This window comes from Mediterraneibacter sp. 210702-DFI.5.30, from assembly GCF_020560115.1.
GTDB classification, from domain to species: Bacteria; Bacillota; Clostridia; order Lachnospirales; family Lachnospiraceae; genus Mediterraneibacter; species Mediterraneibacter faecis.
Window position 1 is genome coordinate 85559 of the sequence record NZ_JAJCME010000008.1, and the last position, 17018, is coordinate 102576.

At 41.4% G+C, this 17018-nt stretch carries 13 protein-coding genes; all 13 read left to right on the forward strand.

Annotated features, from left to right (window positions below):
* The first annotated feature begins 38 nt into the window (after nucleotides 1–38).
* The 13 genes from pelF to LI126_RS10155 all read left to right on the forward strand — a co-directional run bounded on the left by pelF (nucleotide 39) and on the right by LI126_RS10155 (nucleotide 17013).
* Nucleotides 39–1463: a GT4 family glycosyltransferase PelF gene (gene pelF / locus LI126_RS10095; protein WP_055158274.1), complete on the forward strand. Its 1425-nt coding sequence runs from the start codon at nucleotides 39–41 to the stop codon at nucleotides 1461–1463.
* Nucleotides 1444–2913, forward strand: coding sequence for an exopolysaccharide Pel transporter PelG (gene pelG, locus LI126_RS10100; RefSeq protein WP_226866442.1), 1470 nt, complete (start codon nucleotides 1444–1446; stop codon nucleotides 2911–2913). Before pelF ends, pelG begins: the two co-directional genes overlap by 20 nt.
* Nucleotides 2900–4678: a CotH kinase family protein gene (locus LI126_RS10105; RefSeq protein ID WP_227165306.1), complete on the forward strand. Its 1779-nt coding sequence runs from the start codon at nucleotides 2900–2902 to the stop codon at nucleotides 4676–4678. The genes pelG and LI126_RS10105 overlap by 14 nt, the downstream gene beginning before the upstream one ends.
* Nucleotides 4668–5417, forward strand: coding sequence for a polyphosphate polymerase domain-containing protein (locus LI126_RS10110; protein ID WP_081019668.1), 750 nt, complete (start codon nucleotides 4668–4670; stop codon nucleotides 5415–5417). Before LI126_RS10105 ends, LI126_RS10110 begins: the two co-directional genes overlap by 11 nt.
* The gene (locus LI126_RS10115; protein ID WP_227165307.1) at nucleotides 5414–6085 is read left to right on the forward strand and encodes a DUF4956 domain-containing protein; all 672 of its coding nucleotides are present in this window, start codon (nucleotides 5414–5416) and stop codon (nucleotides 6083–6085) included. Before LI126_RS10110 ends, LI126_RS10115 begins: the two co-directional genes overlap by 4 nt.
* A gap of 221 nt (nucleotides 6086–6306) precedes the next feature.
* Nucleotides 6307–7281, forward strand: coding sequence for a dihydrodipicolinate synthase family protein (locus LI126_RS10120; protein WP_155204712.1), 975 nt, complete (start codon nucleotides 6307–6309; stop codon nucleotides 7279–7281).
* 376 nt (nucleotides 7282–7657) lie between these two features.
* Nucleotides 7658–8635: a dihydrodipicolinate synthase family protein gene (locus tag LI126_RS10125; RefSeq protein ID WP_055158181.1), complete on the forward strand. Its 978-nt coding sequence runs from the start codon at nucleotides 7658–7660 to the stop codon at nucleotides 8633–8635.
* A gap of 90 nt (nucleotides 8636–8725) precedes the next feature.
* Nucleotides 8726–10015, forward strand: coding sequence for an Nramp family divalent metal transporter (locus LI126_RS10130; protein ID WP_020437120.1), 1290 nt, complete (start codon nucleotides 8726–8728; stop codon nucleotides 10013–10015).
* 162 nt (nucleotides 10016–10177) lie between these two features.
* Nucleotides 10178–11176: a LacI family DNA-binding transcriptional regulator gene (locus LI126_RS10135; RefSeq protein ID WP_020437119.1), complete on the forward strand. Its 999-nt coding sequence runs from the start codon at nucleotides 10178–10180 to the stop codon at nucleotides 11174–11176.
* A gap of 118 nt (nucleotides 11177–11294) precedes the next feature.
* Nucleotides 11295–12515 carry an ATP-binding protein gene (locus LI126_RS10140; protein WP_020437118.1) on the forward strand — a complete coding sequence of 407 codons (1221 nt, stop codon included), beginning with the start codon at nucleotides 11295–11297 and terminating at the stop codon, nucleotides 12513–12515.
* Nucleotides 12516–12752: 237 nt separating this feature from the next.
* The gene (locus LI126_RS15790) at nucleotides 12753–14642 is read left to right on the forward strand and encodes an oxidoreductase (RefSeq protein WP_020437117.1); all 1890 of its coding nucleotides are present in this window, start codon (nucleotides 12753–12755) and stop codon (nucleotides 14640–14642) included.
* 34 nt (nucleotides 14643–14676) lie between these two features.
* Nucleotides 14677–16053 carry a PTS transporter subunit EIIC gene (locus tag LI126_RS10150; RefSeq protein WP_227165308.1) on the forward strand — a complete coding sequence of 459 codons (1377 nt, stop codon included), beginning with the start codon at nucleotides 14677–14679 and terminating at the stop codon, nucleotides 16051–16053.
* Nucleotides 16054–16152: 99 nt separating this feature from the next.
* Nucleotides 16153–17013 (forward strand): MurR/RpiR family transcriptional regulator, encoded by an 861-nt coding sequence (locus LI126_RS10155; protein WP_020437115.1) that lies wholly within the window; start codon nucleotides 16153–16155, stop codon nucleotides 17011–17013.
* Nucleotides 17014–17018 lie beyond the last annotated feature (5 nt).

Below are 17018 nucleotides of genomic sequence, written 5' to 3' on the forward strand. Positions count from 1 at the left end.
ATACGAAGCAGTAAAATGCGGCAGATAAGGAGTTAGTTGTGAGAATCTGTCTTATATTAGAGGGATGTTATCCCTATGTGTTTGGCGGTGTATCCACATGGATGCATCAGTATATCAATGAAATGAAAGAGCATGAGTTTGTTCTGTGGGTAATCGGAGCAAATGCGAAGGATCGAGGGAAATTTGTCTACGAACTTCCTGAAAATGTCGTCGAGGTCCATGAGGTTTTCCTGGATGATGCTCTGAGGCTGAAGGATTCAGGGAAAATGCTTCATGCTTTTACGAAGGAAGAAAAGAACAGCTTAAAGGAGCTGATGCTGTGCAAACGTCCGGACTGGGAGGTTTTGTTTCACCTCTATTATGACCAGAAACTGAACCCGATGTCCTTTTTGAAAAGTGAAGAGTTTTTGAATATATTGACAGAGTGCTGTATAAAAGATTATCCATATACTCCGTTTGCGGATGCATTTCACACGATGCGCTCTATGCTGCTTCCGGTTCTTTATCTGATGGGAAGTGAAGTGCCTAAGGCAGATGTTTATCACGCGATCTGTACGGGGTACGGAGGACTTCTTGCGTGTCTCGGCGGATATGTCTATAAGAAGAAAGTGCTTTTGACGGAGCATGGAATTTATACAAGAGAGCGTGAAGAAGAGATCATCCGTGCAAAATGGGTACAGCCGGCATTTAAAAAGCAGTGGATCGCCTTCTTTTATATGTTGTCGGATATTATTTATACGAGAGCCTTTTCTGTCTCAGCGTTGTTTACCAATGCTATGCTTGCACAGATTCAGATGGGATGTGACAAGGAAAAATGTCGTGTAGTTGAGAATGGAATCAATTACGAACGACTCTCTTCTATTCCGTTGAAAGAAGAAGACGGATGGGTTGATATTGGCGCAGTTGTGCGTCTGGCGCCGATCAAGGATATCAAGACAATGATTTATGCGTTTTATGAGCTGTGTACGAAAAGAGATCATGTGCGGCTCCATATTATGGGTGGCGTTGATGATGAGGAGTATGCTCAGGAATGCTATGCGCTGGTCGATCAGTTACATTTGGAAAATGTGATCTTTACAGGCCGTGTGGATATTATCTCCTATATGGAAAAGCTGGATTTTACAATTTTGACGAGTATATCAGAAGGACAGCCGTTGTCTGTCCTGGAATCATTTGCCGCAAGGCGTCCTTGTGTGACTACGGATGTGGGCTGTTGCAGGGAACTTCTGGACGGGAACGAGGAGGACTGTTATGGATCCGTAGGATATTGTGTTCCGCCAATGTATCGTGAGGGACTTGCGCAGGCAATGGATCAGATGTGTGCTTCCAGAACGCGAAGACTTCGTATGGGCGCAAATGCACAGAAACGGGTAAAGGCGTATTATCGAAAAGAAGAAATGATTGAAAAGTATCGGAAAATGTATCGGGAGGTGGAAGAAGCAGATGGCCGGAATCGGATTTGAGTTAAAGAAATTATTCCAGAAAAGTGGAATTGCATCGACTGCGAAAGCCTATGGATATGCCGGAATTATCTGTACAGGTCCGATGTTGCTTGGTATTGTATTGTTGGTTGGGATTACCTTTATCTGTGATCATACCGGTGCGACAAGGCATAACCGGGAGCTTTTAAACTGTATGATTACTTATACACTTCTCGCTTCGCTGACTGTGACAAGCTTCTTTTCTATGGTTGTAACGAGATATATTGCGGATATGTTGTATGAAGAACGACATGAAACAGTGCTCCCTTCCTTCTGGGGATCGACAACGATTCTGCTTGTTGTCGGTGGAATCATGTACGGAATCTTTCTTTTGTTTTCCGGAATCAATCTGATTGATCAGTTTTTGTGTCTGGAGTTTTTCGGAGAACTGATCGTCACATGGAATGCGATGAGTTATCTGACCGCGATAAAGGATTATAAAGGGATACTTCTATCGTTTGTGTCGGCAGTGACAGTGTCGCTTTTGATTGGAGTTCTACTGGTTTTGATCGGAATTCCACATGTAGAGGCAATGATGATTGCTGTAACGATCGGATATGGGATCATGCTTCTGTGGGACGTGACACTGCTATACCGTTATTTTCCACAGAGTGAGAGCAGTGCATTTTTCTTTCTGCGCTGGGTGGATCAATTCCTTCCGCTTGCTTTTATAGGCTTGTTTACGAATATCGGACTTTTTGCACATTTGGTTATTATGTGGTGTAGTCCGATCCATGTACATGTACAGGGGTTATTCTATGGTGCTCCGTATCACGATGTCCCTGCAATGATCGCATATCTGACGATTCTTATAACGACAGTTAATTTCGTTGTGTCGGTGGAAGTGAATTTCTATCCGAAATACAGGAATTACTACAGTCTGTTTAATGACAGAGGAGAAATTAAAGATATTTTACAGGCAGGAAACGAGATGAAAGAAGTTTTGAATATGGAGCTGAAGTATACGGCACTGAAGCAGCTTCTTACAACGGCATTGGCGCTTTCTGTAGGACAGCTTCTCCTGACCTATCTTCCGCTTGGATTTAATGATCTTATGGAAGGCTATTTCAGGACACTGTGTGTCGGTTATGGACTTTATGCGGTTGCTAATACAATGATGCTGATCCTGCTGTATTTTACAGATTATAAAGGAGCATTATATGCAACAGGAATGTTTGCGGCGTGTACGACAGGATTTACCTGTATATCTCTATTTTTCCCGCAAGTATACTATGGCTTTGGATTTTTACTTGGAAGTGCAGTATTCTTTCTGATCTGTACGCTGCGGCTTGGATATTTTATTAAAAAACTTCCGTATTATATTTTGAGTGTACAACCAATCGTGGCGGAAGATAAAACAGGATTTTTCACACGGTTAGGATGTTTTCTGGAAGAGAAAATAGAAAGGGGAGACGAGCTTGAAAAATTATAAATCAATTGCACTGGGATGTGCCCTTTTATTAGGAATGTCCTGTTGCCTGACGGGATGTACAGCTTTGGGGAAAACAGGGAATGCTTCAGAAACAAAGACAGAGCAACAAGAAACAATAGAAAAGGCCAAGACACAGGATATCAATGACGTTCATCTTCGAGATAAGGACAGCCTCTATGAAAATGATGACGAGACGAGTGTTGTGACAATGTATCTTACGGTTTCTCAAGGGAATTCTTCGGAGGGTACGAATCATACCTGGAAGGAAATCAACAGTTATTCGGCTTATGATTATGACAAAATGGGAGTAGACCGTTACCAGACAGCGGCGCTCCTCCAGGTTGGAGATGAGTCTGGTCCACAGAGTGGAGAGGTTGGTTACGGTGAAAGTGTGCCGAATGCGACGGTGCAGATCAGAGGGCAGACTTCAAGCAGTAATGCACAGAAAAATTATAAGATAGAGCTGAAAAAGAATAAAGGAACCTGGCGAGGACAACGTACGATCAATCTGAATAAACACCAGACAGAGGGAATGCGTTTCCGCAATAAGCTGTCTTATGATCTTTTGAAGGGAATCCCACAGTTGATGTCTCTCAGAACCCAGTTCGTACATTTGTATGTGCGAGATCTCACCGAAGGGAACAGCACAGAATTCCAGGATTATGGTTTGTATACGCAGGTGGAGCAGCTCAACAAGACGGGAATGAAGAATCATGGAATGGATTCAAATGGGCAGTTGTATAAGATCAATTCATTTGAGTTTTACCGTTATGAAGATGTGATAAAAAAAGAAGACGATCCGACCTATGATCAGACAGCATTTGAAAAGCTTCTGGAGATCAAGGGAGATTCTGACCATACGAAATTGATCGATATGCTTACGGATCTGAATGATAATTCAAAATCGATTGCTAATATCCTGGATCAATATTTTGACAGAGAAAATCTGACGTATTGGATGGCATATCAGATCCTGACCGGGAATGTAGATACGCAGAACCGTAATACATATTTATATAGTCCACAGAATTCAAATACCTGGTATTTGATTGCGTGGGACAATGATGGATCATTTATGAGAACGGAATATAGTATTCAAAATCGTTCCGATCAGGGAAGCTGGGAATGTGGAATCAGTAATTACTGGGGAAATGTTCTTTTTCAGAGATGTCTGCAGTCCGAGGAGTTTCGTGAGGAACTTGATGCGGCAATTCAGGATCTGAGATCCTATCTCAGCGTAGAGCGGATCAGCGGTATGATAGAGAAATATCGCACAGTGACGCAGAAGTATTTGTATCAGATGCCGGACCAGATGAATGCACCGCTGACCGAAGCTCAATATGATACAGTTGCAGCGGCGATCCCTTCCGAGGTGGAACAAAATTATGAGCTTTATAAGGAGAGTCTGGAAAAACCAATGCCATTTTATATTGGAGTACCGGTAATCGAGGGAAATACCTTGAAGCTGAACTGGGATGCATCCTATGATTTTGATGCGGAGACGATTACTTATACAGTTGAACTGGCGAAAGACTATCAGTTCAATGAGATTGTATTTCGGCAGGATAATATTCAAATTCCGGAAGCAGAAACTACGGTTCCGTCAGACGGACAGTATTTCGTCCGTGTCCGTGCGACAAACGAATCCGGAAAGACGCAGGATGCATTTGATTATTATGTAACCGATGATGGGAAAAACTATGGTATGAAATGCTTCTACATTACAGGCGGACAAAATGTTGAGGAAGATATTTATGAAGAATGATTTATCAAAAGAACGCTTCCGTAATGAGTGGAAATATCTGATCAGTACCAGTGAGAAAGAACTGCTGGAGCTGAGGATGAAGCATTTGTTGAAAAAAGATCCAAATGCAAAGGGAAACGGTTATATGATCCGCAGTCTTTATTTTGAAGATTATTTCAACAGCGCTTATGCGGAAAAGGAATCTGGTGTTCTGATGCGAAAAAAATATAGGATCCGTATTTATGATTGTAGTGACCGTTCAATCAAACTGGAGCGGAAGAAGAAATTCGGAAGTTATATTTATAAAGAAAGCGCTCCGCTGACAAAAGAAGAATTCTACAGGATTCTTGATGGGGATTATCAATTTTTATTAAAGAGTCCCTATCCATTGTGCAGAGAATTTTATGTGGAATGCGTCAGCAATCTTATGCGTCCGCGCACAATCGTTGACTATGACCGTGTACCGTGGATCATGGACGAGGGGACAGTCAGGATTACATTTGACAGTGATGTGCGTGCGGCGGTCGGAAGTTATGATATCTTTGATCCGTCTCTTCCGACACTGTCTGTGCTGGAACCGGGAAAGCTGGTCATGGAAGTGAAATTCACAGAGATGCTTCCACAGATCGTGCGTGATCTGCTTCCGCCAAATGCACAGGAATTCACAGCAGTATCGAAATATATACTCTGTTATGAAAAGTCACAGTACTTACATGGGTTTGAATATTGGAATGAAACACAGGAGAGAAAACGATTATGAGTGTACAAGATATGATTAAGAAGTCGGTGCTGGAATCCGGCGTATTTGATAGTTTTAATGCACAGAAGATGGCAATTTCGCTGATCGTGGCGTTGCTTCTCGGAGCGGTGATCTATATGGTTTACAGCAAGTTTTATGTAGGGGTGATCTTCTCTCGGAGCTTTGCGGTTACGTTGGTCGGCATGACACTTCTCACTTGCATGGTTACTCTGGCGATCAGTACGAATATCGTGATTTCCCTTGGTATGGTCGGTGCATTGTCTATCGTACGTTTCCGTACGGCGGTGAAGGATCCGATGGATCTGCTCTATCTTTTCTGGGCAATCACGACAGGTATCACGACCGGAGCAGGAATGTATGTGCTGGCTCTGATCGCGGCAGTAGTGATGATCGCGATGATCTTTCTGTTCTATCATAAGCAGCAGAAGGGCAGGATCTATATCGCAGTGATTCATTATCAGGGAGATGAGGCAGGTGATGAAATTATCCGCAGCTTTGGAAAAATGAAATATTTCATAAAGTCAAAGACGATGCGTGGAGAGAAGACAGAGATGGCGGTTGAAGTGTTCTGCCGCCAGAATGAGCTTAATTTCACAGAGAAGATCCGGAAGATCACGAATGTAGAAGATATTACATTGATCCAGTATAATGGAGAGTATCACGGATAAAATGAATTTTGTTGGAAACTTATTGCAGTAAAAGCCATTATTTATCTGATTTATGCAACAAATTGCAGGAGACGGTTATTTTGTTGACCGTCTCTTTTTTGTGTGATATAACCTAATCATAGCAAACAACAAACGTTTGCATAGAAAGAAATGAACAATGCGCATTGTTAGGAAACATTAAAAATCATGTTATCTCATACAAGAAAAAGGAGACAATAAAAATGGCAAAAGTAAAAACATTCAAGACAATCTTCCCAGCAGTATCTGTACCACTTAACGACGACTACTCAATCAACGAGCCAGAATTCAGAGCATATTTAAGATGGATCAAAACATTCTACGGAAAAGGAATGGACGGACTTGTATGTAACGGACATACAGGAGAGATCACAGGACTTACAAGAGCAGAGAGAAAACGTGTTGTAGAGATCTGTGCAGAAGAGTGTGGAGACGTTATGACAATCATCTCTGGTGTTAACTGTGAGAACACAGCAGAGTCTATCGAGATGGCAAAAGAAGCGAAGGAAGCAGGAGCCGACGGAATCCTTCTTATGCCACCACATATGTGGCTGAGATTCGGTATGAACCCGGATGCACCGTTCGAGTATGTAAAAGACGTTGCAGAGGGAGCTGACATCGACATCATCATCCACCTGTACCCGGCAACAAGCAAAGCTTTCTACCCGGTAGAGACACTGATCAAAATGTGCAAAGAGATCGATCATGTAAAATGTATCAAGATGGGAACACGTGTTACATCTATCTACGAGCATGATGTACGTCTTCTTCGTCAGGAGTGCCCAGACATTTCTCTTATCACATGCCACGACGAGACACTGTGCGTAAGCTGGTTCCCAGGAATGGACGGAGCTCTGATCGGATTCGCAGGATGCGTACCGGAGATCATCTGCCCGGCAAGAGAAGTATTTGCTAACCCAGACAAACATACATTAAAAGAAGCTCAGGACTGGTCAGATCGTATCTACCACATTTCCCAGGCAATTTATGGAGGCGGACAGCCATCAGGTGAAGCTCATGCAAGACTGAAAGAAGCTCTGAAACAGAGAGGAATCTTCAAGTCAGCACTTATGAGAAAACCAGTTCTTCCGCTGAACGATGAAGAGAAAGCATGGGTAGCTCTCGGCCTTGAGAGAAGCCAGCTTCCGGAAGTAGACATGACACAGTTCGAAGACTAAGAAACATACTGCAATAATTCTGCCATGTTATTATAAGATAAAATATGCCTTTTAGAGGAGGCTGCCGCTTTAACAATAAAATTGCGAAGCGGCAGCTTCCTTTTTGCCTTTTCGTTAAACTTATCTTTTTAAACTAATTTTTCAGTCTTTATGCGGTTTGTTGTGCAAATACACAATAAATTGCATGAAAATGGCAGATGAATTGGATTTATGCAACAAATTGCAGGAGAGGCCTGATTCGTTGACCAGGTGTTGCATTGTGTGATATAACCTAAACATAGCAAACAACAAACGTTTGTAATATGAAAAATGAACAATGCGCAAAGTTCTGGAAATTGATAATAATGAAATTCGGAAGAAAAAGGAGACAATAAAAATGGCAAAAGTAAAAACATTCAAGACAATTTTCCCAGCAGTATCTGTACCGCTTAATGACGATTATTCTATCAACGAACCAGAATTCAGAGCATACTTAAGATGGATCAAAACATTCTATGGAAAAGGAATGGACGGACTTGTATGTAACGGACATACAGGAGAGATCACAGGACTTACAAGAGCAGAGAGAAAACGTGTTGTAGAGATCTGTGCAGAAGAGTGTGGAGACGTTATGACAATCATCTCTGGTGTTAACTGTGAGAACACAGCAGAGTCTATCGAGATGGCAAAAGAAGCGAAGGAAGCAGGAGCCGACGGAATCCTTCTTATGCCACCACATATGTGGCTGAGATTCGGTATGAACCCGGATGCACCGTTCGAGTATGTAAAAGACGTTGCAGAGGGAGCTGACATCGACATCATCATCCACCTGTACCCGGCAACAAGCAAAGCTTTCTACCCGGTAGAGACACTGATCAAAATGTGCAAAGAGATCGATCATGTAAAATGTATCAAGATGGGAACACGTGTTACATCTATCTACGAGCATGATGTACGTCTTCTTCGTCAGGAGTGCCCAGACATTTCTCTTATCACATGCCACGACGAGACACTGTGCGTAAGCTGGTTCCCAGGAATGGACGGAGCTCTGATCGGATTCGCAGGATGCGTACCGGAGATCATCTGCCCGGCAAGAGAAGTATTTGCTAACCCAGACAAACATACATTAAAAGAAGCTCAGGATTGGTCAGATCGTATCTACCACATTTCCCAGGCAATCTACGGAGGCGGACAGCCATCAGGTGAAGCACATGCAAGATTGAAAGAAGCTCTGAAACAGAGAGGAATCTTCTCTTCAGCACTTATGAGAAAACCGGTTCTTCCGCTGAATCAGGAAGAAAAAGACTGGGTAGCTCTTGGACTTGAGAGAAGCCAGCTTCCGGAAGTTGATATGACTCAGTTCGAAGATAAATAAGACGAAAATTATGATATAACTATAGATGTGGTGTCTGAAATATATACGAAAAAATCATGTTTCAGACATCACTCTTAGAACGGAGGAGCCATGACAGAAAATAACAAAAATCTGGGGATAGATGGATTTGATCCATCAAAAGTCAACAAGCTTTCTGCAAAAGAAATTTTAAAACGTGTAGGTCCTGGAATTGTCCTTACCGGAGTAGTAATCGGACCTGGTAATATTACAACATCTGCAATGATTGGTGCGAATTATGGATACAGCCTGATCTGGCTGATTATACCGATCCTGATCATGGGTGTTACATTCATGCTGACATCCTACCGTATTTCTATGTTGACAGGAATGCCAATCTTACATGCGATCAGACATTATTATGGAAAAGTTGCATCTGGATTCTGTGGTGTTGCATTATTCTTATCCTGCCTGTTCTTTACACTTGGAAATATTTCCGGAACAGGTGCAGGTATGAACCTTGTATTTGGAATCAACTGGAAATTAGGAGCACTGATCATGTTGGCAGTACTTACAGTGCTTTACTTTTCAAAAGGTGTTTATTCAAAAGTAGAAAAAGGAATTTTAGTTTGTATCATTGCTATGATATTTGCTTTCTATGCAACACTGGTTGCAACCGGCGGACCTGACTGGGGTGCAATGGGACATGGATTAACACACTGGAGTGTACCGGAAGGAAGTCTTACAACAGCACTTGCTTATATCAGTACAAATGCAGCTGTGACAGCAGGAATCTATGGAACATATCTCGGTGCTGAGAAAAAGTGGAAAAAAGAGGATTTATTTAACGGAGCAATGAAATGGGATGCAATCGCACATATTGTATCAGTTATCCTGATTTCCGGAGCAATCATGCTGGTTGGAGCAATCGTTCTGAATCCACAGGGAATTCAGATTAAAGCACCGGCACAGTTGGCAGCGCTTCTTGTTCCTTTCCTTGGAAAAGCTTCTAACATTGTAATGGGAGTTGCACTTCTCGGAGCAGGATTCTCTTCACTTCTCGGTAATACGCAGAGAGGTATGGTACTTTTAAGTGCAGGATTCGACAAAGACGTTGCACTTGAGTCCAAGCTGATCCGCTGGGGATGTATGATCACACTTGCATTTGCATGTGTAGTCTGCTTCATCTACGACGGTTCTCCGACACAGCTGATCTTCATTGCTAACATCGCAACATCAATCGCAACTCCGGTTGCAGGTCTTTTCATCACATTGATGTTCTGGAAGAAAGAAGTTCAGGCTGGATTGAAGGCACCAAGAGTACTGCAGGTTCTTATGACAGTCAGTTATCTCTTTACATTAGCAATGACAGTCTCTGCACTTGCAAATTATATTCCGAAGCTGATTGCTTCATTTTCATAAAGATCAGGAAGTATGTGTCCGCTTCTACGGTCTTATAGATAAGAATGAAAAGTCTGGTGATTATCATGATGAGATGGTTGCCAGGCTTTTGTGGCATGTTATAATAGAAAGAGCGTAAATTAATTGCACGAACAGAACAGATGCACAGGAGGAAGAGATGTTATGGCTACATTAAAGGATGTTGCAAAGCTTGCGAACGTAGATGTGAGTACGGTATCCAGAGCATTGAACAACACGTCGTATGTTCATCCGGATACGAAAAAGAAAATATTTAAAGCGGTAGAGCAGTTAAGCTATCGCCCAAATCTGCTGGCGAAAGGTTTGAAACAGGGGAAGAGACGGACGCTTGGAGTAGTTGTACCATCTGTAAATCTTTCAATTTTTGGTGAGATCGTCCAGGGGATCGAGATGCAGGCAGGCAATAGAGGTTACAGTCTGATGATCTGTTTGACGAAGGATGATCCGGATATTGAAGCAGAATGTCTGAACCGTCTTCGTAATGGACTGGTAGACGGAATCCTGATCGCATCGACCGGACAGAACACAAGACTGATCCGTGATATCAAGGCAAATGGAGTGGCAGTTGTCCAACTTGTTAGAAATCAGGACAGGAAATTCAGTTCGGTAGAAGCCGACTGTTTCTCTTGCGGATATGAAGCGGCAAAGTATCTTTATAAGAAGGGGTGTACAAAGATTGGTTTTATCAATGGATCAACAGAGTTTACCCCGTATGCGGAACGTTACAGAGGATACCACAAGGCAATGAAAGAACTTGGCCTGAAGGAATATCAGGTAGAGTCCGGATTGCCGCGCGGAAATTATTTCAAAGATGGTTATAAAGGTGTGGAGCGGCTCAAAGAGGCATTTGATGAAGTAGATGGAATCATGGTTGCTGCGGATATGCAGGGAATCGGAGTACTCCGGGCACTGAAAGAGAGCGGAAAGAAAGTGCCGAAGGAAGTCAAGGTCATCAGCCTTACCGGTCATGCAATCGGAGGAATGCTTGAGACAGCGATGACTTCCATGGAGCTGCCGGGTCGTGAGATGGGACAGAGGGCAGCGGATATGATATTAGAAGATATTGAAGCGGCGGATGATGAGAAACCAAGCGTGCAGCATATGGTGTTTGGAACGAAGTTGATTGAGCGAGAGACGACATAGAAAAAGATTCCCAAATAGGAATCTTTTTTTGAGAATAAAAAAATAAACTCCGAAATGGGAATATTTTTTGAAAAAGAGCATATAGTATGCTATACTTGGAAAAAGGGAGGGACGCTGTATGGTCGAACGTAAGGAATATTTACAAAAGCTATGGTCATGGAAAGACGAGCAGGTGATCAAGGTTGTAACTGGAATCAGGCGCTGTGGAAAATCAACATTATTAAAACAATATCAGAATAAACTAAAATCAGCTGGGGTTACAGAAGAACAAATTATATCAATTAATTTTGAAGAATTAGAAAATGAGCCATTGTTGGACTACAAGTCATTATATCAATATATTAAAGAACGACTTTGCGAAGACAAGATGACTTATATTTTTCTGGATGAGATTCAGAAGGTAACATCCTTTGAAAAAGTGGTAGATAGTCTTCATGTAAAAGAAAATATTGATATTTATATTACAGGTTCTAATGCATATATGCTTTCAGGGGATTTGGCTACACTATTAACAGGAAGATATGTTGAAATTTCTATGTTACCGCTCTCCTTTAAAGAATATGTTGAAATTACAGGAATTCTAAAAGAACAGGCATTTTCAGAATATATGAAAACCGGTGGATTTCCCTACATTGCAGTGATGGACAGAACAGATGAAAAAGTGGAGATCTATCTGGAAGGTATTTATAATACGGTGATTGTAAGAGATATTGAAGATCGTCAGTCAAGAAAAGAGATGAATTGTGGCAAGCGAAAAATCACAGACATTACATTGTTGAAGACAATTGCGCGATATCTGGCAAGTGTGATCGGAAGCCCAATTTCTATAAAAAGTATTACAAATTATTTGATTTCATCAGGTAGAAAAGTATCTGCGAATACGGTGAGTGATTATGTAGATGCGTTGACAGAATCATTTATATTTTATTCAGTAGATAGATTTGATATAGTAGGAAAACAGCTGTTAAAAGTTAATAAGAAGTTGTATATGGTTGATTTGGGGCTTCGCAATCACATTTTGCCAAGAAAGCGTTATGATCTTGGATTTTCTATTGAAAATATTGTTTTTTTTGAATTATTGCGCCGTGGGAATAAGGTGAATATAGGTAAATATGGCGCTACAGAAGTAGATTTTGTTGCTCAAAAACAAGGGGTAATCGTTTATTATCAGGTGACGGCAGATATGACAGCAGAAGAAACTTTTGAAAGAGAAATGAGACCATTACAGGAGATTAAAGACAATTATGAAAAAATTGTTTTAACACTGGATCAATTTTCGCTTGGAAATTATGATGGTATAAAAGTAATTAATGTAATAGATTGGCTTTTGGAAAATTGAAGAAAAAGTCAGGTATTCTGAATTCAGGATTCAAATTCAGAGTACCTGACTTTCTTTTGTGTAAAATCATGATTTTATCAATGAATAGCAGAAAAAAGTGAATAAATTTCATAAATAGATATGAAAATAAGAGAGTTTGTGAAAATTATTTTCTATCCTTTTCTGACAGGTTGTGTATCACAGAAGAGTGCTTTAAGATGAGTGTATTCCAAAAGAGACAAGGAAAGGAGAAGAGAAGTGTTTGATCATTTATTTAAACCGATTTCTGTGAATGGAATGATTCTGAAGAACAGGATCATAGCAACACCGACAGGTGATGATTTCGAAGAAAAGGCAATGGGTGGGGCGGCACTTGTGATTGCAGGACATGCAATCGTGGAACCTGGAAGATCCAGTTTCGCAAGTCCGGAAGAGCCATACCCGTTTGCTAAATACGAAAGAGAAGAGACAAGGAAAAAAGTGCTTAAGATTCACAGAGGTGGGGCAAAGGCCTCCGTTGAAATATTTCATGCAGGTCAGGATGCCAGAACTGTGGATTATGCAAAGGGACCATCTGCACTGATCCGTCCGGATGGGGTTGAAGTAAAAGAGATGGATGAAGAAATGATGGAGGAGACGCTCCGCTGGTATGCAGAAACAGCAGCAAGTGCGAAGAAGATAGGATTTGATTCGATTTTTCTTCATTTTGGACATGGATGGCTGCCGGCACAGTTTCTTTCCCCACATTATAATCATCGCACAGATATTTATGGGGGGAGTATTGAAAACAGAAGTCGTTTCCCACTTCGGATTCTGGAGACAGTGAGAAAAGCAGTAGGGAACAATTATCCAATCGATATCAGAATCAGTGCATATGAATGGATTGAAGATTCTATAAGCTTTGAGGATGTAATGTACTTTTTAAAGAAAGCGGAACCTTATATTGATACGGTTCAGATTTCTTCTGGTATTGACAAGATTTTTGAGGCAAATGTCCATTGTATTACAACAAATCTTGAAGAAGAAATGCCGAATCTGAAATGGGCAAAACAGGCAAAGGCTGAGTTACAGATTCCGGTGTCTGTTGTCAGTGCGGTGATGACACCTGCCATGGCAGATGAAATCATTTCCAAAGGTTATGTAGATATGGTGGCTTTTGGAAGAACGCTTCTTGCGGATCCATACTGGCCGAAGAAAGCAATGGAAGGACATCCGGAAGATATTGTTCCGTGTCTCAGATGCTCGAACTGTTATCATATTTCTTCGGATCACTGGAATGTAGGCTGTTCTGTAAATCCGCGGTATCACCATCAGGAATTTGTTCCGTCTGAAATCAATCTTCCAAAGGCGGAGACAAAAAAACATGTTGTAATTCTTGGAGGTGGTCCGGCGGGAATGAAAGCTGCAATTACAGCAAGTGACCGGGGACATAAAGTAACAATCATTGAGAAACAGAAAGAATTGGGAGGAATGCTCCGGTTTATTTCAAAAGAAGCACATAAAGAGGAAGTTCAGAGACTGTTAGATTATTATCTGACACAGATTTTCAAAAGAGAAATAGAAGTCCTTCTGAATACGGAAGCAGATCCGGAACTGGTAAAAGAATTGCAGCCGGATTCACTTCTTATTGCATTTGGGGCAGTGGAGAGAATTCTTCCAATCCCAGGTGTGGAAGGTGAAAAAGTACAGCTTGCGACAAAAGCAATCGCACATCCGGAGCAGCTTGGTCAGAATATTGTAATTCTGGGCGGTGGAAGTATTGGATGTGAAATCGGACTTGAACTTGCAGAAAATGGGAAGAATGTTACAATTCTTGAATTAACAGATACGCTTGCTGCGAATGCAAATTCTCTGTACAGAGAAGCGTTGAGACAGAAATTTTTACTGCATGAAAATCTTCACAGTTTGTTAAAATGTGGATGCAGCAGGATTGAAGAGGATGTTGTCATCTATAAAAATGAATCTGGGGAAGAAAAGCAGCTTCCATATGACCAGTTGATCCTCTCAACAGGACTTGTGGCACAGAGACAGCTTGTAGAATCCTTTTATGGAATCTGCAGGGATACAGTAGCAATTGGGGACTGTGTCAGCCCGTCTAATATTATGAATGCTAATTTTGAGGGATATACAGCAGCATTAAATATTTAGAAGAAGGAAAAGAGAAAAAGAAAGGGGAACACAAATGAAAGATTATTCAGAATTAATCCAGTCAGTGATCGCCGGAGTTGGTGGGGCAGAAAACATTGAAAACTGCATCCACTGTGCAACAAGACTTCGTTTTACATTGAAAGACGGAACAAAGTTTGATCAGAAAGCATTGAAAGAAACCCAAGGGGTACTTGGAGCGCTTGTAAGTTCCGGTTATTATCAGGTTCTGATCGGACCACAGGTAAATGATGTTTACGCGCAGCTTATGGAGACACCGGAACTGAAGAACATAGCAAAAGAGACAAAGCAGGATGCAGGAAATGAATCTGAAAAGAAGGCAGGGCTGCTGGACAGATTTTCCAAAATGATGTCTGACGTTTATGCACCATATATTCCAATCCTTGCAACAGGTGGTATTGCATCCGGTCTGATCGGACTGCTTGCCAATCTTGGAGTAGTGGACAGTGCAAGTCTTACTTACCAGACATTTTATGCAATTTTTTACTCACTGATCTATTTCTTCCCGATTCTGCTTGCATTTACAGCAGGAAAGCATTTTAAATGTAATCCTTATGTAGCGGTGACACTTGGAGCATCCATCATGTACCCGGGAGTTGCAGATCTTCTTGTAACAGGTGAAAAAGCATCACTGCTTGGTATTAAGTTTACAGCATATAATTTCAGTGGATCATTTATCCCGATCCTGCTTGCAGTATTCTGCATGAGTTATTTTGAAAAATGGTTGAAAAAGATTCTGCCACAGGTGACACAGTTTATTCTTGTTCCGTTCCTGTGCCTGATCGTATTCGTTCCACTCAGCATTCTTGTGTTTGGACCGGCAGGCGGATTTATTGCAAATGGCATCAATGCTGTTTATGGTGTCATAAGTGCAAATAGAATTCTTGTAGGCATTGTGTTTGGTGGCTTATTCTCACTGGTAATTCTTCTTGGTATGCACTGGGCAGTAACACCAATCCTTCTTGGAGTTATGGCAGAGCAGGGATTTGAACCGGCACTGGCAGCAGGTGGACTGGGCGGTTACGCTGCACTTGGAATCTGCCTTGCAGTTGCAGTATTTGCCAAGAACAGTGGAGATAAAGCAACAGCAGGATCTGCTGCATTTACAAATGCTCTTTGTGGTATTACAGAGCCGGGACTTTATGGAATTATTCTGCGAAGTAAATGGCTTCTTGGAACATTGGTCTTTTCTGGTGCAGCAGCGGGACTCGTGTTTGGAATCGGTGGTGTGGCAGCAACGAACTTTGCCTTTACCGGAATTCTGGCATTCAGTGGCTGGCTTGGATGTGTCAACTTCCCGATGTATTGTGTGGGAATTGTTGTAGCAATCGCACTTGGATTTGGAATCACAGCGTTCCTCTTAAAGAGCGGTAAAGTAAAAGAATATAATTAGTTAGTATGGCAATGCATCTCCCCTTTTTTTCTGAGATCTTCTTTGTTAAAATAAATGTAGGTTTTATTTTCGGAAGAAATCAGGAGAAGGGGAGTTATTATGATTATAGAAAAACTGATGAAACAGACAGACTTCACAAAGGTTGAGAAGAGCATAGCAGATTATCTGATGAAGAACGGATTTGATGTAAAGAACATGTCAATTCAGACATTAGCACATGAGACATTTACTTCGCCGTCAACAATCACCAGATTCTGTAAGAAACTTGGATTAGACGGATATAAAAAGTTTCAGATTCTGTTTTATTCAGAGTATGAGGTATATGCAAGTCAGGGGGCAGTAGATGCGAATTACCCATTCTCAGGAAGCGATTCTTTTGAGCAGATTGCAAGAAAGCTCGCGAAGCTGAATCATGACACGATCAATAAAGCAATGTCGGGATTTGATTATAATCAGTTTCAGAGAATTGTCCGTCGGATGAGCCGTGCAGATATGATCAATATTTTCAGTGTTGGAACATCTGCTACGGTGGCGATGGAATTTCAGCAGAAAATGTTACGTTTTGGAAAAATCGTAAATCTGACAATGAGTTCCTGTTTTCTTCCGGGATATGCACTGGCAGGGTCAGAACATACTGTAAATCTGATAATTTCGCAATCTGGCGAGAACAGGGATGTGGTAGAAAGTCTGAAGCTTCTGAAAAAGAAGAAGAGGTATTGCGTTGGTATTACAGTGACACCGGAAAGTACAGTGGCGAGGATGTGTCAGGAAGTGATTCTGGTGGATGTCCAGGAACAGGGATCTTATGAAGAGAAGATTGATACCTTTGCGGTATACAGCGCATTTCACTTTATTCTGGATTGTATGTTCTCATTTCTATATCAGCTTGATTTTGAAAGTAATAAAAAAGAGACACAAGAAAAAGCATATTCAATTAAAGAAAGTAAAAAGCAAGAATAAATAAG